Origin of the sequence: Curvibacter gracilis ATCC BAA-807, from assembly GCF_000518645.1 — a bacterium.
Lineage (GTDB): Bacteria > Pseudomonadota > Gammaproteobacteria > Burkholderiales > Burkholderiaceae_C > Curvibacter > Curvibacter gracilis.
The window spans coordinates 1-20,127 of record NZ_JADZ01000024.1 but is presented as its reverse complement, the minus strand read 5'-3'; the positions used below and the strand labels follow the sequence as shown (position 1 = coordinate 20,127).

Sequence of the window (20,127 nt, the reverse complement as noted above, 5' to 3'; positions counted from 1 at the left end):
ATGAAACACCCCCAGCATGACACCCCCCGCCTGGGTCTGGCGGGCCGCACCGCGGCGCTGTTCCAAAGCGCTCAGATCACCCCCCTTCTTGCCCTGGTGGCCCTGTTGCTGGGCCTGTTCGCCGTGTTGGTCACGCCGCGCGAGGAAGAACCCCAGATCAACGTCACCATGGCCAACGTGCTGATTCCCTTCCCGGGGGCCAGCGTGGCCGATGTCGAGCAGATGGTGGCCACGCCGGCCGAGCAGGTGCTGGCCCAGATGGCCGGCGTCGAGCATGTCACCTCGGTGTCGCGCCCCGGCTTGGTCGTGGCCACCGTGCAATTCAAGGTGGGCGTGTCGCGCACCGAGGCCTTGGTGCGCCTGCACGACACCGTGCGCAGCCACAGCGACTGGCTGCCGCCAGGCCTGGGCGTGCTCGAACCCCTGATCAAGCCCAAAGGCATCGACGATGTGCCCATCGTCAGCCTGACCCTGTACAGCCCTGACCCCGCCATCGGTGCCTACGATCTGGAGCGCGTGGCCCACAGCCTGGAGCTGGAGCTCAAGCGCGTGCCCGGCACCCGCGAGGTACGCCCCCTGGGGGGCCCGGGGCATGCCGTGCAGGTGCAACTGGACGTGGCGCGCCTGGCCGCCCGAGGGGTCACCGTGGACGACCTGCGTCGCGCCCTGCAAGGGGCCAACCAAGGGGCCCCTTTGGGTGATCTGTTGCAGGCCAACCAGGCCCTGGCGCTCGAAGCCGGTCCTTATCTGGGCAGTGCCCGTGAAGTGGCCGATCTGGTGGTGGCGGTGCGAGAAGGCCGGCCTGTGTTCTTGCGCGATGTGGCTGAAGTGCGCGATGGTGCGCCGGCGGCCACCAGCCTGGTCTGGCACGGCTTGGGCACAGGGCAGGGCACTGACGCCAAGGCGGTCGGCAGCGAATACCCCGCCGTCACGCTCGCCATCACCAAGAAGCCTGGCGAAAACGCCATCGACGTGGCCAACGGCGTCATGGCTCGCGTGGCCCAGCTGCGCAACACCCTCATCCCCGAGGCCGTGCAGGTGGCTGAAACCCGCAACTACGGCGCCACCGCCAACGACAAGGCCCAAAAGCTCATCCAGAAGCTGCTCTTCGCTACCGCCTCGGTGGTCGCTCTGGTGTTCATCGCGCTGGGCCGTCGCGAGGCGGCCATCGTCGGCAGCGCCGTGATCCTCACCCTCACCGTCACGCTGTTCGCCTCATGGGCCTGGGGCTTCACCCTCAACCGGGTGTCGTTGTTCGCGCTCATCTTCTCCATCGGCATTCTGGTCGATGACGCCATCGTGGTGGTCGAGAACATCCACCGCCACCAGTTGCTGCACCCGGGCAAGACCCTGGCCGAACTCATCCCCGGTGCGGTGGACGAAGTGGGCGGCCCCACCATCCTGGCCACCTTCACCGTGATCGCCGCGCTGCTGCCCATGGCCTTTGTCAGCGGCCTGATGGGCCCCTACATGAGCCCCATCCCCATCAATGCCAGCATGGGCATGCTGCTGTCGCTGCTGATCGCCTTCATCGTCACGCCGTGGTTGTCGCGCCTGTGGATGAAGCCCCATGCCTCAAGCAGCGGGGCAGCCAGTGCGCAGGGCTCCGCCACCGGCCTCGCCTCGCGCCTGGAGCAGGGCTTTCATCGCGTCTTCACTCCCTTGCTCGACGATCAGCGGGGCGCACGCAACCGCCGCCTGCTGGGCCTGGCGGTGGCCGGTCTGATTGCCCTGTCGGTGGCCTTGCCGGTCGCTGGCCTGGTGGTGCTCAAGATGCTGCCCTTTGACAACAAGTCCGAGTTCCAGGTCGTGGTCGACCTGCCCGCGGGCACACCGGTTGAGCAGACGGCGGCCGTGTTGCACGAGCTGGGGGCCTTCCTGGCCCAGCAGCCTGAGGTCACCGACTACCAGGCTTACGCAGGCACGGCGGCCCCGATCAATTTCAATGGCCTGGTGCGCCAGTACGACCTGCGCGCCAGCAGCGAGCTGGGTGACCTGCAGGTCAACCTGGTCGACAAGCACCACCGCAGCGAGCAAAGCCACGCCATGGCCACCCGCCTGCGCCCGGCACTGCAACAGATCGGCCAGCAATTCGGCGCCAAGGTCAAGGTGGTGGAAGTGCCCCCGGGTCCACCGGTGCTGGCCCCGCTGGTGGCCGAGATCTACGGCCCCACGGCCGAAGGCCGGCTCAGCCTGGCCCGGCAGGTGCGCGCCATCTTCGAGAAGACCGATTCGGTGGTCGATGTGGACGACTCCTCCATCGCCGCAGCCCCGCGCAAGCTGGTGCTGATCGATCGTCAAAAGGCCGCCGCCGCAGGCGTCCCGCAGGCCGCTATCGTGGCCACCCTGCGCGCGGGCCTCAGCGGTGAGGCCGCCACCTACCTGCACGACGCCAGCAAGTACCCCACGCCGGTGTTGCTGCGCCTGCCCCCAGAGCGGCAGGGCGATCTGGACGCCTTGCTGCAGCTGCAGGTGCGCGGCCCCTCGGGCCGCCCTGTGGCCATCCGCGAGCTGGTCCGCCTCAGTGACAGCCTGCGCGAGCAGCCGGTCTATCACAAGGATTTGCAGCCCGTGAACTTTGTCATCGGCGACATGGCCGGCCGCATCGACAGCCCGCTGTATGGCCTGTTCAAGATGCGTGGTGACATTCAGGCCCTGGTGCCGCCGGGCGGCGGGGCCTTGCAGGAGTACTTCATCCAGGCCCCCGCCGAGTCGCAGCGCGACTACGCCCTCAAATGGGATGGCGAGTGGCAGATCACCTACGAAACTTTCCGCGACATGGGGGCTGCCTATGGCGTGGGCCTGATCCTGATCTACCTGCTGGTGGTAGCCCAGTTCGGCTCCTACCTCACGCCCTTGATCATCATGGCGCCGATCCCACTCACCATCATCGGCGTGATGCCGGGGCACGCGCTGCTGGGTGCCCAGTACACCGCCACCAGCATGATCGGCATGATCGCGCTGGCTGGCATCATCGTGCGCAACTCCATCCTGCTGGTCGACTTCATCCACCTGCAGGTGAACGAGGGCATGCCCTTCAAGCAGGCCATCGTCCACTCGGCCGTCACCCGAGCCCAGCCCATTTTGTTGACCGGGCTGGCCGCGATGCTGGGCGCGTTTTTCATCCTCGACGACCCCATCTTCAACGGCCTGGCCATCTCGCTGATCTTCGGCATCGGTGTCTCTACCCTGCTGACGCTGGTCCTCATCCCCACGCTGTACTACGCGGCCTACCGGCGGCGTTTCGCCGCGTCCTCTTCAACCTGAACCTCAAGGAGCTTTCTCATGAAATCGTGGCAAATCGTGCGCCTGGTTGCCGGCACCTTCATCCTGTTGTCATTGGCCCTGGGGGTGCCTGGCAGCCCCTTGTTCCTCAGCCCCTGGTGGCTGGCCTTCACCGCCTTTGTGGGCCTCAACCTGCTGCAAAGCGCCATCACCCACTGGTGCCTGATGGAAAGCATCCTGCGCAAGCTGGGTGTGCCGGGCGGCTGCTGAGCCATGAGAACTGCCAAGACCCTGCTGGCAGCGGTGGCGCTGATGGCCTCGCTGTCCACACCGGCTGCCGATCTGCTGGAGGTCTGGCGCGCCGCCAGCCAGAACGATCCCGAGGCGGCAATGGCCCAGGCTCAGAAGGCCACTGCGGATGCACGTCGAATCCAAGCAAAAGCGTTGTGGCGCCCAGGTCTTGAGGTATTGGGTAGTGCTGGCCGCATGAACGCTAGTTCCGCCGTGAATGGAGCCTCTTTTGCTGCCCCCGGATTCGGACAATCTAACGGAGTTTCCTTCGCCACTTCAGTTAGCAACGGCAACACCACCAGCTGGGGGCTTGGCTTGCGCCAACCGCTGATCAGCGGTGAGCTCAGCGCACGGAGCGATCAACTACTGCAAGGCGCAGGCGCTGCAGAGTGGCAATCACAAATCACACGGCAAGCCTTGATACTCAACACCAGCCAGCGCTATTTTGACGTTGTGCTATGTGCTCAACGCCTCAACTTGTTGCGACGGCAGCAGCATGCAGTCATGCGTTCGCTAACCGAGGCAGAAGATCGCTTCAAGTTGGGCGACGCACCTGTGACCGATATCCATGAGGCGCAGGCACGTGCGAAAGCCCTGAAGGCTCAGGTGATTGATGCGGACAACGCACTGCAATTGGCGATGTCGGCGCTGCAGGAGGCGTCCGGACTTCCTTCATTGTCTTTACCACTTGCCCAGCCAGCTGCCGACGTGCTCTCGCCGTTGCCTGGTAACGAGGAAGAGGTGCGCGTGCTTGCATTGAGAAATTACCCTGCCCTAGAACTTTTGCAGACACGAGTTGCCGTTGCCGAGGCAGAAGTGCGAGGTCTGGGCGCTGGTGCTTCAGCCTCTCTTGACCTCGTCGCTCAAGCTACCCGGCAACACTTGACCGGGAGCGGTGACTTTGGGCCCGCGAGCAACGATAGTCGCCAGCAGATGATCGGCCTGCAGTTCAGGATGCCAATCGACACCGGCGGCCGAAATGCTCGTCAGCGAGAGGCCTTATTGGCTGTGGATCAGGCTCGTGCTGCCCTGGAACAGGGCCGCTTACAGGTGGGGCAACAAATCAGGTCAGTTTGGTTGGCGCTTGATAAAGCTCAAGAAAGGCTCCAAGCCTTGGCTGCGGCGTTGAGCGCAGCCAATTCCCGCCTTGATGCAACTCGTCTCGGCCGCAGCGTGGGTGACCGCACGACCCTGGACCTGTTGAATGCTGAAAACGATCGAACAGCAGCCGCGTTGCTCCTGATTCAAGGCCGGGTCGAAGTGCTTCAAAACAGTTTGCGTCTTGACGCCTTGCTTGGACGTCTTGATGAATCAAGTTTGGCACGCATCAATGCAAAGCTGGTTCAAGGTCCCGATCTTCAACAAATGGGAGAGTAGTGGCATGAGTTGGTTATCAAAAATTCTTGGATTGAGTGATCAAGCTTCGACAGATCTCTGGCCAGAAGACGCGCTTGTGGTTGATGTGCGTAGTCCAACTGAATTTAGATCTGCACATGTTGAAGGAGCTTTAAATCTACCGCTGCCAGAGCTCGCTGAGGCAGCTCCTGATCGATTGCCTGACAAGGCGCGTCCCCTGGTGCTTTACTGCCAATCAGGTATGCGCTCAGCAAGTGCTCAACAATGGTTGCAAGCGCAAGGCTATCAACATCTGATCAATGGCCGAAGCGCAAGCACTGTGGCATTTCGGCTCCAACGGCAAATCGTGCGCGGTTAGACCCTGCATCAACTTATGGGACGCGTCCATGTCTGAAAACACCTTGACCACCGTCGAACTGCGGCAGCAAAGCGATTACCAGTTCCAGATCCATTTCGGGCCTGCCCTACCGTCGCTGCTGGGCGACGAACCTCCGCCCCTGGGGCAGGGCGCCGGCCCCACGCCGGCGCAGTTGCTGGCGGCGGCCGTCGGCAACTGCCTGAGCGATTCACTGCTGTTTGCCTTGCGCAAGTTCAAGCAGGCGCCTGAGCCCATTCAATGCCGTGTGCAAGCCGAGATCGGCCGCTCACCCGATGGCCACCTGCGCGTGTTGCGCATGCAGGCCACGTTGCAGCTCGGCGTCCCTCAGTCACAGCTGCAGCACCTCGATCGGGTGCTGGACCAGTTCGAATCCTTCTGCACCGTCACGCAAAGCGTTCGGGCTGCCATTCCGATCACGGTGGAAGTGCTGGATGCCGACGGTCGGCGCCTCAAGTGAACCCTGCCTGCTTTTCTCAACGGAGCTTCCTATGAAAACCCCCTTGGATCTTGTTCAGGCCGCCAAGGCCCGTATCACCGAAGTCAACATCGACGCGGCCGATCAGGCCTTGCGTGACGCTGATGTGTTGATAGACGTGCGTGAGGCAGACGAATTTGCCGCCGGCCACATTCCGGGTGCCGTGCATTTTTCGCGCGGCATGCTGGAGTTCAAGCTGGCTGCCGACCCATCGTTGCAACGCCGCGACCTGCAGATCGTGCTGTATTGCAAAACCAGTGGCCGTGCTGCACTGGCCGCCGCCTCGCTGCTGGACATGGGCTATGTCCATGTCAAGTCGATTGCGGGTGGCTTTGATGCCTGGGCTGCGGCCGGCAAGCCGGTCAACAAACCCGCTGCGCCGGCCTTCGGCTGACCCCTGGACTGAAGGCACCTGCGGGTGCCATTTTCGAATCATAAATTTGAATAATTGAGTAAATAGGTATTTGAGCAGTTAATTGAAAATAAGGGATAGCCACCGCAGAGCTGGGTCCCATCAATCGCACAAACATGTGCAAACCCTAGCAGGAGACAAACCATGGCCCATATCGTGATTCTTGGCGCAGGTACAGGCGGCATGCCCGCTGCCTATGAGCTGCGTGAAAAACTTTCATCCGATCACCGCATCACGGTGGTCAACGCGCTGGACTATTTTCAGTTCGTACCCTCCAACCCCTGGGTAGCCGTGGGTTGGCGTGAGCGTGAAGCCATCACCTTTTCCATTCGCCCTCACCTCGAAAAGAAGGGCATCGACTTCGTAGCCCAGCGGGTCACCCGCATCGATGCCGAGGGCAACAGCCTGACCCTGGCCGATGGATCCAGTCTGGCCTATGACTACCTGATCATCACCACGGGGCCGAAGCTCTCCTTCGACGAGGTACCCGGCTCCGGCCCGGAGGGCCATACCCGCTCCATCTGCAGCATCGACCACGCTGAGCAAACCTGGGCCGACTACCAGCGGTTTCTGGAAGCACCGGGACCGGTGGTGGTTGGAGCTATGCCAGGGGCCTCGTGTTTCGGGCCAGCCTATGAATTCGCATTCATCCTGAATCGCGACCTGCGCAAGCGGCGCCAGCGCCACAAGGTGCCCATGACCTATGTCACTAGTGAGCCCTACATCGGGCACATGGGGCTGGGCGGCGTGGGTGACTCCAAGTCGATGCTCGAAAGCGAACTGCGCAACAACGACATCAAGTGGATCACCAACGCCAAGGTCACCCGGGTCGAGGCCGGCCGCATGTTCGTCACCGAGCTGGACGAGGCCGGTCAGATCAAGAAAGAGCATGAACTGCCGTTTGCGTTCAGCATGATGCTGCCGGCCTTCAAGGGCGTTGATGCCGTGGCGGCCGTAGAGGGGCTGTGCAACCCGCGTGGCTTTGTATTGATCGACGAGTACCAACGCAGCAAAAAGTACCGCAACATCTTCTCGGCGGGCGTATGCGTGGCCATCCCTCCGGTCGAGGTCACCCCGGTGCCTACAGGAGCACCAAAGACCGGTTACATGATCGAGACCATGGTCACGGCCATTGTGCACAACATTGCCGCCGACCTTTCGGGCCAGGCTGCGAATACAAAGGGAAGCTGGAACGCTATTTGTTTAGCCGACATGGGGGACACTGGGGCCGCTTTCGTTGCATTGCCGCAAATACCGCCGCGCAACGTCAACTGGTTCAAGAAGGGCAAATGGGTGCACTTGGCCAAGATCGCCTTCGAGAAGTATTTCATGTACAAAATGAAGAACGGTAGTTCTGAACCCGTCTACGAAAAGTACATGCTGAAGGCCTTGGGCATCGAAAGACTCGATCGAAACCAACAGTGACAGCGTTCAAGCTGCTTGAGTTTGTGGCGCTCTACCCGACGCCCCAACTCAGGCAGGCTTGTCGACGGAGGAGCGCCTCATGCCCAACAAAACTCTCACCATAAAGGGCTGGTTTTTGCTGATAGGGTTCTGAGCGAGATACGTTACATTCTGGCCAGCCCTGATTCACCGTCAAGTTTGCTAGGGCCGACACATACAGTTCCAGGTTCTCATCTGGTGATTCCATGGCACAAACACAGAAGCTGGCCTTGACAGACCTCGCACTCGATTCGACGGCTTGCATTTTGATGCGTGAGTTTGGTTGCGCCGAACTCGCGTTGGAATTTGCTAAGCGCAAGGCTGCTGGTCAGGGACCTGTCGCCCAGCTTTATCAAGAGGCAGTACTTCAGCTGCGTTCTGAAGTAGCCCGATCAAGGGAACTGCCAGTCGGGCCTGTTCAAAGCAAGACTTGACAGCCCATTCGCATAATTATCGCGGCGACACTTGTGGTTTGCATGGTCGAAGCGAGCATTGGGTTGACCCAAAGATGTTCGCGTCCCGGGTGAGGTTCGTCGTATGGATGACCTCTGCAGTGCTGGCATGCGGTAGGGTTTGAAAGGCCACCTCACAAAGCGGTTAGCAGCAAGATTTGCTCTAGAAATTTCCATGTTCGCCCCCCCCCGGGGGCGCTGACGTGATGCTTGCTGGGGACATCGAGAGGACCCCAGATGTCATGCTGCGTCGGATGAACATGGGCAATTTCTAAAAGCCTTTTCACTGGACGGAAGCCCGCATGAATTCGGTCTTCCTCATGTGACATTTCGACGCTGCGGGTGTTCCATTTTGGAACGATTGCCATCCTGGTAAGTAAACGGAGCTGGACGGAACTTGGAGGTATGGAACTATTGAAAGTTCGCATGCCGTTCGCGGCGGCGTTGCTTACGCTGGACACTTCTCACCGTGAGCGCTACGGCCATTCCAAAAACAACATGAATGCAAAGGCTCGGCAGCACCACGGCCACACCCAGGGTCCAAGGAAGTGGGTCTCCGAAAAAGACCGGCAAGGCCAATGAGTTCACCGTCACATAGTAAAGCGCTCCGTAGATAGCACCCAACAATGTCGTGGTGGAAAGTGATCTGCGGTGGAGGTGTACCAGGGCAAGTGGTGCCGCAGACACCCAGCCAAGAACAATATGCTGTGCGAAGTTAGCCCATGGTCCAGGTGCCGCTAGGTACAGCTCTGCAAATTTGGGACCGTAATGCCCAATGCGAAGTCCGACAGCACGAAAAGCGAGCCCGAACGGCATCATGGCGATAGCACCTAGAGTACCTGCAAAGAGCACTTGCTCAATGAATTTTCGCATCACTGTCTCCTACAGTTGCTCAAGGCGTTGAGCTAACGATCTTGAAACTGGCTGCACAGTAGTCATTGATCCTTCCACACGAGATGTGCAGATCGTACAGAGGTGTATTTGACAGCCGACTCGCACTCAAAATCCCAATCGCTTCGCCGTAGATAACGTCTTGGCGACGTCTGCTGTTGCATTCGAGAACGGTGTGCCTGGCGCCAGGGCATCCTCTGCTTGGCGCATGCGTCGTTGGTTGATCAAGTCGCCGACTTGGCCTGCAACCCGGTGAAACTGAGCATGCTTAGCGACGAGTGTGTTGAATGTGGGTCGCTGGGCCAAGCGTTGACCATCGCCATAGATCCACCTGCCAAGTGAACAGCAGTCGTCTCGCGACAGGGTGGAGGTATCGACCTGGCTGCGGTCTTCAATGGCCTGACGCAGCGTGACTTTCCATCGACGATGAGCTTCGATGACCGCGTCGATATCGACTCCATCGACAATGACCGAGGTGTGCTCACCCGGTAGCCGAAATTCATCGACGGCTGCGGCCATATTGACGGTAGCTAGGCGTTGGGAACCTGCAGCAGCCGCGGCTTCCTCCACCAGGGCGGCGTTGGCCTGGGTGTTGCGGTCCAGCTCCTGCACGGCAGCGCCGATCTGGTTCACGCCCAGGCTTTGCTCGCGCGCGCCATTGGCCACCTCGTCGAGCAGCGACTTGACGTTTTCGGCGCTGGCCACGATCTCCTGCATGGTCTGGCCGGCCTGGCGCACCACGTCCGAGCCTGAGCTGACCTCTTCGGTGCTGCCGGCGATCAGGCTCTTGATCTCTTTGGCCGCCACCGCGCTGCGCTGGGCCAGGCTGCGCACCTCGCCCGCCACGACGGCAAAACCTCGGCCCTGCTCGCCAGCCCGGGCCGCCTCGACGGCGGCATTCAGAGCCAGGATGTTGGTCTGGAAGGCAATGCCATCGATCACACCGATGATGTCGCTGATTTTCTGCGACGAGGCTTGGATGCGCTCCATGGTCTGCACCACCGAGCCCATGACGCGTCCACCGTGCTCGGCGGTGCTGGCGTTCTCCTGGGCGATCTCGGAGGCCCGGTGCACCGACTCTGCCGTCATCTGGATGGTCGAGGTGGTCTGCTCCAGCGCTGCCGACGATTGCTCAAGAGCGGCCGCCGCCTGCTCGGTGCGGGCCGACAGGTCGGCTGTGCCTTGCGCGATCTCGGTGCTGGCCTGCACCACCTGGTCACTGGCCTGCTGCACCTGGCGCACGGTATCGGTCAGTGCGGTCTGCATGTTCCCCAGCTCGCGCATCAGGTCAGCGACCTCGTCGCGCCCCTTGGTGTCGACCGTGGTTCGCAAATCGCCCATCGAGATGCTGAGCAGGAACTTGCGCAACAGCTTGAAACCGCCGCTCATCGAACGGTAGAAACCCATGAAAAAGTACAGGGCCACCAGCAGGCTCAACAGGGTGATCACCGCTGTCATGCCCACGTGCAGGCGCAAGGCCGCCTGGCGCTGCGCCAACATGTCGTCGAGCACCGCGAGGTTCTGTCGCACCTGATCGGACTGGGCCTGCAGGGCCTCGGTGGCCACCACCCGGAAGGCCTCGGCGTCACCCGTCACATCGACCTGGCCTGGCGGGAAGCTGCTGCGCGCGGCGCTTTCCAGGCGCTGCAATGCAGCCGCCGCATCGGTCTTCAGGCGGCCTGCGACTGACGGCGCCGCAGCACGCACCTTGTCGAGGTTGTCGGAGAGCAGCTGACGCTCGTGGGCCAGCACACCCAGCAGCGCATGCAGCCTGGCGGCCGCCTCGGGTTTGAGCTGGCCACTGGCCAGGGCGGCCCGACCCAGGCCGCGCAACTCGACCGTATCGCGCAACAAGCCCGCGGGCTGCATCAGCGTGGCACTCATCAGATAAAAGGTCGCCAAATCAGAATCTAGTGCCAGCCCAGATCCATCAGTGACCTGATCCTGCAAGTCACTGAGCGCCCCGGAGAGCTTGTTCATGGCTTCAAAGACGGCATCTGGCGTGCTGTTCGCCCGCTCCGCGGCTTGGCTGTAATCGAGCACCTTGCGCAGGGCCGCTGTGCTGCCCAACTGCACGCCAAGCTCGGTGTCCAGGGACCGCAGTTTCTGCAGGGCCTCCTGGTACTGTATTTGAGCCTGTGCCTGCTCACCGTTGCCTTGTCCAGCTGCTGCATTGCGGGCCCGGTACCGCCAGACACTGGCGGCGTTGACCACAGGAGCCAGAGCCTGGCTATAGCTAACCCCCAGTCGTTCGTTAGCAACAAACTCAAGCTCAGCATTCTTGGTGCTGCCATAAGCAAACAGCAACCAAGCCGCAGGCAGTAAAAATGCACCTGAGATCAGACCCATCTTGGCGGGGAAGCGAAGCTTGCGCATCAAGGCAGCACTGGGGCGCCAGACGGTTGATTTGATGATTGACATCGCTGATTTCTGAGTGGTGTGGATTCGGCCTCTGATGGCTCCGCAAACAACGCAGGAACCTCTCGATGGCTCAATGAATGACTGATAGGGCTCGGTGTGTCTTCACCCGGGTACCGGGGGAATGAGGTCGCTGCAAAGGCGTTTGTGCAACACAGCCATCACCTCAGCAGCCTCCACGCTTTTGAGGCTGTAGTAGACGTGTTTGCCTTGGCGTCGTGCATCCACCAGTCCCTCTTGCCTGAGAACTCCAAGTTGTTGCGACAAGCTGGGTTGGCGGATGCCCAAGGCATCCTCCAACTCTCCAACACAGAACTCTCCCTCACTCAGGCGACACAGCAAGATCAAGCGATCTGGATGCGCCATCGCTTTCAGTAGGGCACTGGCTTGCACTGCACGAGCTTGCAGCGGAGAGAGGTCAGTTCCAACGTATGGCTTGTCCTCTGCCTGGGTCTCAGGCGTACCGGAATTTTCAGCTGGTTGACCTAGGGGCATGGCATCAATCTGTATTTTTATATATTATAAAAATATAAATTGAACTGTGCATAGCGCCTACCCATCAATCCATGCCTTCCCTGACAAGGCCGAAAGCACCTAATGACGTCCTCACCCTTATTACCAGATGAAGGGCAGCGTTTCGGTGTGACGTTGGCTGGCCTGAACGAGCGAATTGCACGTCTGTCCAGGGCGCTAGGGATCTCTTTGGTCCAAGCTGGACAACTACAACGTGTTCTCGATCGCGACCCAGTGCTATTTGGGGTAACTGCGACCGATGCCGCTGCTACCCGACACCGTCGCGAGCTGGAGGAACTGCGTGGACTACTGGTCCTTCGATGTCATTTGATGGCAAGCAGCCTCCCAGCGTTGGGGTTGGAGGCCATTGAGCAAGTGGTACTCGAAGTTGAAATGCAGATGCTTCGAGATGGCTTCTCTCCTGGCGCGGATGGATTCGAATTGTTGGATCGCTTTGCACGCCCAGGCTCATCGGAATGATGACTGGACTTCCGAACCACACTAACTTGACTCTCGGAGATATGCCATGAGCACTTTTGATCACGCCGGCTTGATGCAAGACATCAACGAATGCCTTGGCCCTTTTCGCAAAAGCCAATCAGAGGCGATGCGGGGATTTGCCCAGTTGGCCCAGTCCTCAATGGCGGAGGGCTCAATCAGTGCCAAACACAAAGAGTTGATCGCACTGGCCATTGGCATCAGTCAACGATGTTCGGGTTGTATTGGTTTCCACGTCAAAGCTCTGCGACGTTTGGGCGCAAGTCGTGCAGAGCTGGAAGAGATGCTCTCGGTTTGCGTATACATGGGCGGCGGTCCTGCTTTGATGTATGCCGCTGAAGCATTGAAAGCTTGGGATCTCTCAACGCCCGGGGTTGCTTGATTCATTACGACATGAGCGTGCGGGCGTAATTTACGCGTGCCCCTCGAACAAGTAGCCGCTCACCCCCCATGTGCCAATGCTAGTCTTGACGAATGGGAAATATGCATTCGTTCGAGAAGATGGCGTGGCAATAGAGTGTAAAAAAACCTTCCTGCTGCACCCAACATTAGGGACCTGGATCACAGGCGATGCCAAAGAGCTCATATTCGCTGCCCATAGATGTCATCTGCTCGCAAAAAGCTATGTTGATTCGACGGTCGTCTTCACGCACAACAATTTGAATGGATTGCCCGTGAAATCCTCATCTTCACTCAACCGCCGCCTTTTTTTGAGCGCCTTGGCAGTTCTACTTGTCGGCTTGTTCTTATTCGTGATGATGCGCTCTGGCCCGCTTGCTCCCATCAAGGTGACTGTGGCGCAGGTCAAGGAGGGCAGTTTCTCTCCAGAGCTCTTTGGCATCGGCACCGTGGAAGCTCGCCGCAACTGGATGATTGGCCCGACCGTGGCGGGACGTGTGTTGAGCGTGAGGGTCGATGTAGGTGACGCAGTTAAGGCCGGGCAGCTCGTAGCGGAAATGGACCCGGTGGACATCGATCAGCGGTTGTCCTCGCTGGACGCCGCGATCGAACGGGCCAAAAGCGCGCAATTGGCTGCAGCAGCCCAACAAGCGGATGCCGTCGCTAAGCGAGAATTAGCGACCGCCAACATGCGCCGCAATCAGGACCTTGCGAACAAGAGCTTCATCAGCTCCGGGGCGTTGGAGAGCTTTGCCCAAGTCAAGGCGTCCGCTGATGCTGCCGTCGATGCGGCCCGAGCTAACGCGGCCGGTGCGGAGCAGGACTTGATTCGCACGAAGGCGGATCGTGCGGCCTTGGTGCAGCAACGAACCAATGTTCGATTGATCGCGCCATCCGATGGGGTGGTTACCGCCCGCGATGCGGAGCCTGGTTCGACGGTCGTGGCCGGGCAACCTGTGCTGCGGGTGATCGATCCGGCCAGTCTTTGGGTGAAGCTGCGTGTTGACCAAGGTCGAGCAGGAGGCCTCGAGCGTGGCTTGAGGGCCAGCGTCGTGTTGCGCTCCCAGCCGCAGTTCACCCACTCAGCTACCGTGGCCCGCGTTGAACTGTTGAGCGACAGCGTGACCGAAGAGCGCATCGTCCAATTGTCATTTGATAACGTGCCCATCGGCTTATCAGTAGGGGAGATGGTGGAGGCGACCATTCAACTGCCGGCCACACCGAAATCCCTCATCATTCCAGCAGCCAGTATTAAGCATCGGGGCGGATTCACAGGCGTATGGCGCATGGAGTCCGATGAACTGGCATTTACGCCTGTCAAGGTTGGCGCAGCCAGTTTGGATGGCCAAGTCCAAGTATTGAGTGGACTCAAAGCATCAAACGAGATTGTTGTCTACAGCCAAAAGCCTTTGACTGTTGGGGCGCGCGTGCAAGTGGTGGACTCCATCGTCAAGTCTGTGGCCGCCTCGGGAGAGACACCATGATCAGCTTGGCAGGTCGCGACATACTGCACTCTGGGCCGAAGTTTGTGCTGACTGGCATGGGTTTGGGACTTCTCATTGGCGTTACCTTGTCCATGGCCGGTGTGTATCGCGGTATGGTGGACGATGCGGAGGCATTGTTGACCAACAGTGGCGCTGATCTGTGGGTGGTTCAAAAGGATACCCAAGGGCCCTATGCCGAGTCTTCAAGCATCAAGGACGATGCGGTCCACGGCATTGAGGGCATGCTTGGTGTCGCGCTTGCAGCCAACGTAACGTATCTGAACATGCAGGTTCAAAGAGGCGATGATGAGGCTAGGGCCATGGTAGTTGGCATTGAGCCAGGAAAGCCGGGCAGTCCGACGCATCTTGTAGCCGGTCGTCCGATGACCCGCAGCCACTATGAAGCGGTGGCCGACGTGAAAACCGGCTTTGCCTTGGGCGACCGCATCCGCATCCGGCGCCATGAATACGACGTGGTGGGCCTGACCCAGCGCATGGTGTCCTCGGGCGGTGACCCCATGGTGTTTATTCCCTTGAAGGATGCCCAAGAGGCGCAGTTTCTGAAAGACAACGACGCTATCATCAACGACCGTGCGCGCACCGCTGCCAATTCGGCCTTCAATCGTCCAGGTGCCCCTGGGTTGTTAGAGGCGGCTATAGCTAGCCAGACCAGCAGCCACAGTGTCAACGCGGTGCTTGTTCAGGTGCGCGAAGGGTTCTCGCCGGAACAGGTTGCCGAACCGATACGGCGTTGGAAACACCTCGAAGCCTACGACCGGGCGGGCATGGAAGACATCTTGGTCGCCAAGCTCATTTCTACATCGGCTAAGCAGATCGGCATGTTTTTAGTCATTCTCGCCATTGTGAGTGCCGCAATCGTAGCCTTCATCATCTACACCATGACGATGGGAAAGCTTCGTGAGATTGGCGTTTTGAAACTCATTGGCACTAGTAACGCGACTATTGCCTCCATGATTCTTCAGCAGGCCATGGGCTTGGGGTTTATCGGCTTTTTTGTAGGAAAGCTCACCGCCACACTGTGGGCGCCAGTGTTCCCAAAATACGTGCTATTACTGCAAAGCGATGCGCTACTCGGGCTTGCGATTGTGATGTTTATCTGCGCACTGGCAAGCACGCTGGCGATTCGCATCGCCATCAAGGTTGATCCTGCCGAAGCGATTGGAGGTTGAGGATGCAGAGCTTCGATCAGCCGCAAAGCGAGCGCGGAGGCATTGTTGTCGAGGGATTGCGCAAGGTCTATGGCGATGGAGACACTGCTGTCGAAGCACTCAAGAGCGTGGACATGGTAGTCGGACCCGGCGAAGTCGTTGGTCTAGTGGGGCCATCTGGCTCTGGCAAAAGCACTTTGCTCAAATGCCTGGGCGCTATCATCGAACCAACTTCTGGGCGCATGGTGTTGGGTGGCAAAGCGCTCTACGACAATGCCTGGGTGACCAAAGACCTTCGCAGCTTGCGCCGCGACAACATTGGCTTTGTCTTTCAGGCACCGTATCTCATTCCCTTCTTGGATGTGACTGACAATGTAGCCTTGCTCCCAATGCTGGCTGGCATGTCCAACGCGCAGGCGCGTGCACGGGCGTTGGAGTTGCTTAAAGAGTTGGACGTGGTGCACCGCGCAAAGGCCGAGCCGTCTCAGCTTTCGGGAGGTGAACAGCAGCGGGTGTCGATCGCCAGAGCGTTGGCCAATAGGCCACCCGTGATACTCGCCGATGAGCCGACTGCGCCGCTCGACAGCGAGCGGGCATTGGCGGTCATACGCATTCTCAACCGTATGGCGGTTCAGTCCCAGGCTGCCGTGATTGTAGTCACGCATGACGAGAAGATTATTCCGACATTCAAGCGCATTTACCACATTCGTGAAGGACGGACGATTGAGGAGGTCGGAGAGGGCCGCTACTTGGGATAAAGATGCCATACATTGCTTTTGGCTCGGTTGTCATCACCAATTATCTGCTAAGGGGTGTTTTAAAAAATGTATTCACCAAATGAGCAAAATTATAATTAATGCATCCAATTGATAAATGTCAGTTAGATTTATTAATAATTCCTGCGAGCGAGCCTTTTGATTCGGTTTGGAAGAGCATGTCGCGGTGATTTTCGGGGATTGCCTGGTCACTTCCAAATGGAGGTCAAAAATCGCTTTGATTATCAAAATAATTGATCTTGCGGATCATTACTTTTAATCAACCAGAAGAATAGTCACAACTGCCAGACAATTGATCGCCCTTGAAAAATTCATACCTCAGACAGAGCGCTACCGAAATGCAAGGGGTTGGGCCGTAAATCGAAGAAACAACACAGTCGGTTCAAAATAAATCGGGTGCATTTCACGGCCTTCAATAGGCAAAAAATGGGGTGATACCCTTCTTGGCGATCATCCTCCGCAGCCAGCGCAGTTTGTAGCCCGCTGCGTACAGCACCGCGTGAAGACTGTCTCCCTGTGTCCAATTGAGTTGGTAGCGGTTCCACCGGTGATCGCTCTTGAGGTGGCCGATGATGCGCTCGATCGCCTGTCTTCACTTGAGCAGTGTGAGCGTCTGGAGATGCATTCCACATCGGGGGCATGCCAGTTGTAGAGCTTGGACCGTTGGCCCACTGTCTTGCGACTGCGGGTCAGGGTGCCGTATCGTGCCAAAACCACCGTCTCGTGGAAGCACAGGCCTTCGCACATGGCGGCACTTTCATGCCTTCTCGACTCTGCATATCGGAGCACCGTCAGCCATCTTGTCGATACCTGATCTGGAAGGAGACGATTGGCCTGAACCATCTCTCGTTTAACACCAGACTGTCAGGGTATACACTCTGAATTTTACATTCAAACAAATGTAAGCTCAGCCTGCCCTTTGAGACAGGGTTCTTCATATCTGGATAGTCTTTCAATGCCCCTGCGGGGGCATTTTTTCTTGGCGTGCCCAACATGGCCACACAGCTTTACGCACTTTGCCCGTGACTGCAACGTCTATGTGAGCAGCCTGAGGGCAGGAGAGAGGATGATGGGCTACAAAGTGCTCGCATCATCTCGAGTTGCTTTTGCGTTCAATTGTGAACTGAATTTGCACAAATGCAGATGATGAAGCCGTCTTTTTTTGCAAAGACATTCCGAAAATTCCTAGGGATAGCCCTTGGTGGCGGGGATTGGTGGCATGCGCCGCTGTTCTACGCATTTGTGCAAATGCTAGTATGTAGGGGCTACCCCTCTCTGGGACTAGCAGCCTAAAAATCTGTACCCCATAAATAACTATCTAGATTTCAATGAAGATTTATCAAAACCTCGCATGCATTGGCGCAGTCGCGCTGCTCTTGTCTGCTTGCGGCAGTTCACCAAAGCCAAAAGCGGAAGTTGCACCGACACCGGTTGCAAGCAGCCCAGCACCGGCCCAGCCGACACCCGCTGTTGCGCAGTCGACCGTTGCTAAAGTAGTGGTCCCGGACTACATGGATCCCAACAGTCCCATCTCAAAGGACCGAAGTGTCTTCTTCGGCTTTGATGAATACAGTGTGAACAAAGGCGCCCAGGGAGTCGTAGAACGGCACGGTAAGTACCTTGCCAAGAATTCAAGCTTGAAGATCCGTGTGGAAGGCAATACGGACGAACGAGGTGGTGCGGAATACAACTTGGCCTTGGGACAGAAGCGTGCGGAAGCTGTCGTGAAGGCGCTCCAGGTGTACGGCGTCAAGGCAGAGCAATTGGAGGCTGTGAGCTGGGGCAAAGAGAAGCCCCGTGCTGCAGGTCACGATGAAGCCTCCTGGTCCCAAAACCGTCGTGCTGACCTGACCTATCCGAGCAAATAAGGCATGACTGTCAGCACTTGAGCAGGTAGTGGTTTAATTTCTAAGGATGTGCATGAAAAATTCAATGACACATTCTAGGATTATCTACATTACTCAATGTGCTGCCTGTTGTTGGCTTTGCCCAGGTGGAAACGCCGACATCGATCATTGATCAAATTGGGATCGAATTTGTTCAGGTTCCTGCTGGTGGTTTTGAGATGGGCACAGCAGAGCCTATTGATGCTTTGGTGCAGAGCTACCCCTAATATGGAGAGCGTTAGAGCGCGTCAATTGCGCAACCAAACTCCTCCTCATCAAGCTCTCGATGCGGAACATCATCCGCTCCAGCTTGCGGCACTCGCGCCGGATGACGGTGAAGAGCCAGGAAGAGAAGGCGGCTGCCGCCTTCAGGCCCTTGACCTTGCGCGAGATCACCAGCAGCGACTCCTGGACCGCATCGTCCACGTCGCAGGCCTGGCAGTGGCGCCGGGCGTATCGGCGTGCGTCGGCCTGGCAGACCGCCAGCAGCCGCGTAATGGCGGCCGGGTCACCTGTCCAAGCGGCCACGATGAGGTTCGAACGCTCAGCGGCGGCTTCCAAGTTCAGCGGCCCTTGTGGAGTTTGCGGCCGACCATGGCGCACATTAGGCAGAAGCCGACCAGGCCGGTCATGGACAGCAGGGCGCCCATGATGCCGGCCCTCATGGCCAGGGGCGAACCCCAGCTCATGGCGGCAGAGCCCAGGGCTGTCAAACCCATGAAGCTGCTAACAGCGCGTTCCCAGGCAGGCACATTTTTTGATTCAAACATGGAGAACTCCTTGGAATGTGGGGTCGAGGACCATCCTCCTTGGTTAAGAGGGTGTGGTCACGCCAGAACGATTTGTATTGACCCAGCACTTTCTGCACAGGTCAGGCCGCTAACGCATATGCCTCAGCGGGGGTCTTCATTTTCAGCGCCTGGTGAGGGCGCCGATGGTTGTACCAACCGATCCAATCTGCAATCACGCGGCTGGCGTGCTGCAGGGTTTCGAACCTGTGGCGATGAACGCATTGGTCTTTGAGCGTGCGAATCACACGCTCGACCATCCCATTTTGCTCGGGGCTGTAGGGGGTAATGAACTCCTGCTGCAGCCCGTAGCTTTTGACCAGGGCCGTGTAGCTTCGACTGGTAAAAACCAGGCCGTTATCGGACCTCAACAGGAATGGATGCTTGACCTTGCCCAGGCACCCATAACGCGCAATCAGGGCTTGCTCCAGCGCCGATTCAGCCGTCTTGGATCGGCCGCTGCGGCTCAGGTGCCAACCCAGCAATTCACGGCTGTAGCAGTCGATCACCAGGGCCAGTGAGGCCCACCCATCGCGCCCCGTCCACACCCGGCACAGATCAGTCGCCCAGCGTTGATCTGGGGCCTTGGCCACCGACGGCAGCGCCTGGATTCTTGGCCTGAAGCCTACCGGGCGCTTGCGCACCTGCCAGCCCTTGATCTGGAAGATGCGCTGCACGGTGTTCTTGTTGAAGCCAAGCAGATGCGCCACCGTCCGATAACCAAAGGACGGGTTCTCTTCGATCATGGCCTTGATGGGCTGAACCAAGTGTTCCTGGACCTTTGGGGCCGACTTGATGCTGCGGTAATACACCGTGCGTCGTGGAATCTGGAACCACTGGCAAAGCTTGACCAAGCTGACCGCAACCCCGTCTTCAGCCAATCCCTGCTGAAGGCTGAGGATCATTTCTCGTCCTCGTTGCCCAGCAGGGAGGCCAGCTTTTTTCTAGCACGCAGCTCCAACATGGCCTCGCCATAGGCCTGCTGCAAATCACTGAGCTGGCGTTCGTACTGCTCTTTGATTTCCAGGGGCTTGCTGCGCAGCGCGTTCTCCATGCCGCGCTTGCCTTCATCGACCCACTGTTCAACCTCAGAAGGGTTGAGGTCATAGGCCCGGCTGGCCTCTGAGACCGTGGTCTTGCCTTGAATGATGTCCAGGACCAGGGCCGTCTTTCTTTTGGCCGTCCAACGCTTGATGTCGTCTTCCATCAGGGTGCTCATCTGTGTTTCCTTTCAACGATAACACCTGAGCAGGAAATCACTAGGTCAATACA

General features: G+C 58.7%; 20 protein-coding genes. 13 read left to right on the top strand and 7 right to left on the bottom strand.

Annotated elements, in window-relative coordinates; all coding sequences use genetic code 11:
• The 8 genes from L880_RS0117655 to L880_RS35690 all read left to right on the top strand — a co-directional run bounded on the left by L880_RS0117655 (position 1) and on the right by L880_RS35690 (position 8,015).
• A complete protein-coding gene (locus L880_RS0117655; protein WP_027476803.1) occupies positions 1 to 3,267 on the top strand; it encodes an efflux RND transporter permease subunit in 3,267 nt (1,088 codons plus the stop codon).
• Positions 3,268 to 3,285: 18 nt separating this feature from the next.
• Positions 3,286 to 3,495, top strand: a complete 210-nt coding sequence (locus L880_RS0117650; RefSeq protein WP_027476802.1) for a YgaP family membrane protein — start codon at positions 3,286 to 3,288, stop codon at positions 3,493 to 3,495.
• A gap of 3 nt (positions 3,496 to 3,498) precedes the next feature.
• Positions 3,499 to 4,893, top strand: a complete 1,395-nt coding sequence (locus tag L880_RS0117645; RefSeq protein ID WP_027476801.1) for a TolC family protein — start codon at positions 3,499 to 3,501, stop codon at positions 4,891 to 4,893.
• A 4-nt stretch (positions 4,894 to 4,897) separates the two neighbouring features.
• The gene (locus L880_RS35045; protein WP_084461397.1) at positions 4,898 to 5,230 is read left to right on the top strand and encodes a rhodanese-like domain-containing protein; all 333 of its coding nucleotides are present in this window, start codon (positions 4,898 to 4,900) and stop codon (positions 5,228 to 5,230) included.
• A 28-nt stretch (positions 5,231 to 5,258) separates the two neighbouring features.
• Entirely contained in the window at positions 5,259 to 5,708 is a 450-nt protein-coding gene (locus L880_RS0117630) for an OsmC family protein (protein WP_027476800.1), read from the top strand.
• A gap of 31 nt (positions 5,709 to 5,739) precedes the next feature.
• On the top strand, positions 5,740 to 6,120 hold the full coding sequence (locus tag L880_RS0117625) for a rhodanese-like domain-containing protein (protein WP_027476799.1): 381 nt from the start codon (positions 5,740 to 5,742) through the stop codon (positions 6,118 to 6,120).
• Between the two features lie 162 nt (positions 6,121 to 6,282).
• The gene (locus tag L880_RS0117620; RefSeq protein WP_027476798.1) at positions 6,283 to 7,563 is read left to right on the top strand and encodes an NAD(P)/FAD-dependent oxidoreductase; all 1,281 of its coding nucleotides are present in this window, start codon (positions 6,283 to 6,285) and stop codon (positions 7,561 to 7,563) included.
• Positions 7,564 to 7,787: 224 nt separating this feature from the next.
• The gene (locus tag L880_RS35690; protein WP_157462947.1) at positions 7,788 to 8,015 is read left to right on the top strand and encodes a hypothetical protein; all 228 of its coding nucleotides are present in this window, start codon (positions 7,788 to 7,790) and stop codon (positions 8,013 to 8,015) included.
• 429 nt (positions 8,016 to 8,444) lie between these two features.
• On the opposite strand, the gene L880_RS35685 is transcribed toward L880_RS35690, so the two are convergent.
• The 3 genes from L880_RS35685 to L880_RS35040 all read right to left on the bottom strand — a co-directional run bounded on the left by L880_RS35685 (position 8,445) and on the right by L880_RS35040 (position 11,837).
• A complete protein-coding gene (locus L880_RS35685) occupies positions 8,445 to 8,906 on the bottom strand; it encodes a hypothetical protein (protein WP_157462946.1) in 462 nt (153 codons plus the stop codon).
• Between the two features lie 126 nt (positions 8,907 to 9,032).
• Complete coding sequence (locus tag L880_RS34455; protein ID WP_169737778.1) at positions 9,033 to 10,808, bottom strand: methyl-accepting chemotaxis protein; 1,776 nt, start codon at positions 10,806 to 10,808, stop codon at positions 9,033 to 9,035.
• 639 nt (positions 10,809 to 11,447) lie between these two features.
• On the bottom strand, positions 11,448 to 11,837 hold the full coding sequence (locus tag L880_RS35040; protein WP_084461395.1) for an ArsR/SmtB family transcription factor: 390 nt from the start codon (positions 11,835 to 11,837) through the stop codon (positions 11,448 to 11,450).
• Positions 11,838 to 12,381: 544 nt separating this feature from the next.
• Here L880_RS35040 and L880_RS35035 point away from each other — a divergent pair.
• The 5 genes from L880_RS35035 to pal all read left to right on the top strand — a co-directional run bounded on the left by L880_RS35035 (position 12,382) and on the right by pal (position 18,049).
• The gene (locus tag L880_RS35035) at positions 12,382 to 12,735 is read left to right on the top strand and encodes a carboxymuconolactone decarboxylase family protein (RefSeq protein ID WP_084461394.1); all 354 of its coding nucleotides are present in this window, start codon (positions 12,382 to 12,384) and stop codon (positions 12,733 to 12,735) included.
• A 76-nt stretch (positions 12,736 to 12,811) separates the two neighbouring features.
• Positions 12,812 to 14,236 (top strand): efflux RND transporter periplasmic adaptor subunit, encoded by a 1,425-nt coding sequence (locus tag L880_RS0117605; protein ID WP_245615214.1) that lies wholly within the window; start codon positions 12,812 to 12,814, stop codon positions 14,234 to 14,236.
• Positions 14,233 to 15,426, top strand: a complete 1,194-nt coding sequence (locus L880_RS0117600) for an ABC transporter permease (protein ID WP_027476795.1) — start codon at positions 14,233 to 14,235, stop codon at positions 15,424 to 15,426. The genes L880_RS0117605 and L880_RS0117600 overlap by 4 nt, the downstream gene beginning before the upstream one ends.
• Before the next feature lie 2 nt (positions 15,427 to 15,428).
• Positions 15,429 to 16,163, top strand: a complete 735-nt coding sequence (locus tag L880_RS0117595; protein WP_051443398.1) for an ABC transporter ATP-binding protein — start codon at positions 15,429 to 15,431, stop codon at positions 16,161 to 16,163.
• Positions 16,164 to 17,509: 1,346 nt separating this feature from the next.
• Positions 17,510 to 18,049: a peptidoglycan-associated lipoprotein Pal gene (pal, locus tag L880_RS0117590; RefSeq protein WP_043329833.1), complete on the top strand. Its 540-nt coding sequence runs from the start codon at positions 17,510 to 17,512 to the stop codon at positions 18,047 to 18,049.
• 213 nt (positions 18,050 to 18,262) lie between these two features.
• On the opposite strand, the gene L880_RS32705 is transcribed toward pal, so the two are convergent.
• From L880_RS32705 to L880_RS0117570, 4 genes are all read right to left on the bottom strand, one after another.
• Positions 18,263 to 18,628, bottom strand: coding sequence for an RNA polymerase sigma factor (locus L880_RS32705; RefSeq protein ID WP_084461392.1), 366 nt, complete (start codon positions 18,626 to 18,628; stop codon positions 18,263 to 18,265).
• 2 nt (positions 18,629 to 18,630) lie between these two features.
• Positions 18,631 to 18,837 carry a YgaP family membrane protein gene (locus L880_RS0117580; RefSeq protein ID WP_027476792.1) on the bottom strand — a complete coding sequence of 69 codons (207 nt, stop codon included), beginning with the start codon at positions 18,835 to 18,837 and terminating at the stop codon, positions 18,631 to 18,633.
• Between the two features lie 101 nt (positions 18,838 to 18,938).
• Positions 18,939 to 19,760, bottom strand: a complete 822-nt coding sequence (locus tag L880_RS0117575; RefSeq protein WP_027476791.1) for an IS3 family transposase — start codon at positions 19,758 to 19,760, stop codon at positions 18,939 to 18,941.
• A complete protein-coding gene (locus L880_RS0117570) occupies positions 19,757 to 20,074 on the bottom strand; it encodes a DUF1153 domain-containing protein (RefSeq protein WP_027476790.1) in 318 nt (105 codons plus the stop codon). Before L880_RS0117570 ends, L880_RS0117575 begins: the two co-directional genes overlap by 4 nt.
• Positions 20,075 to 20,127: the final 53 nt, after the last annotated feature.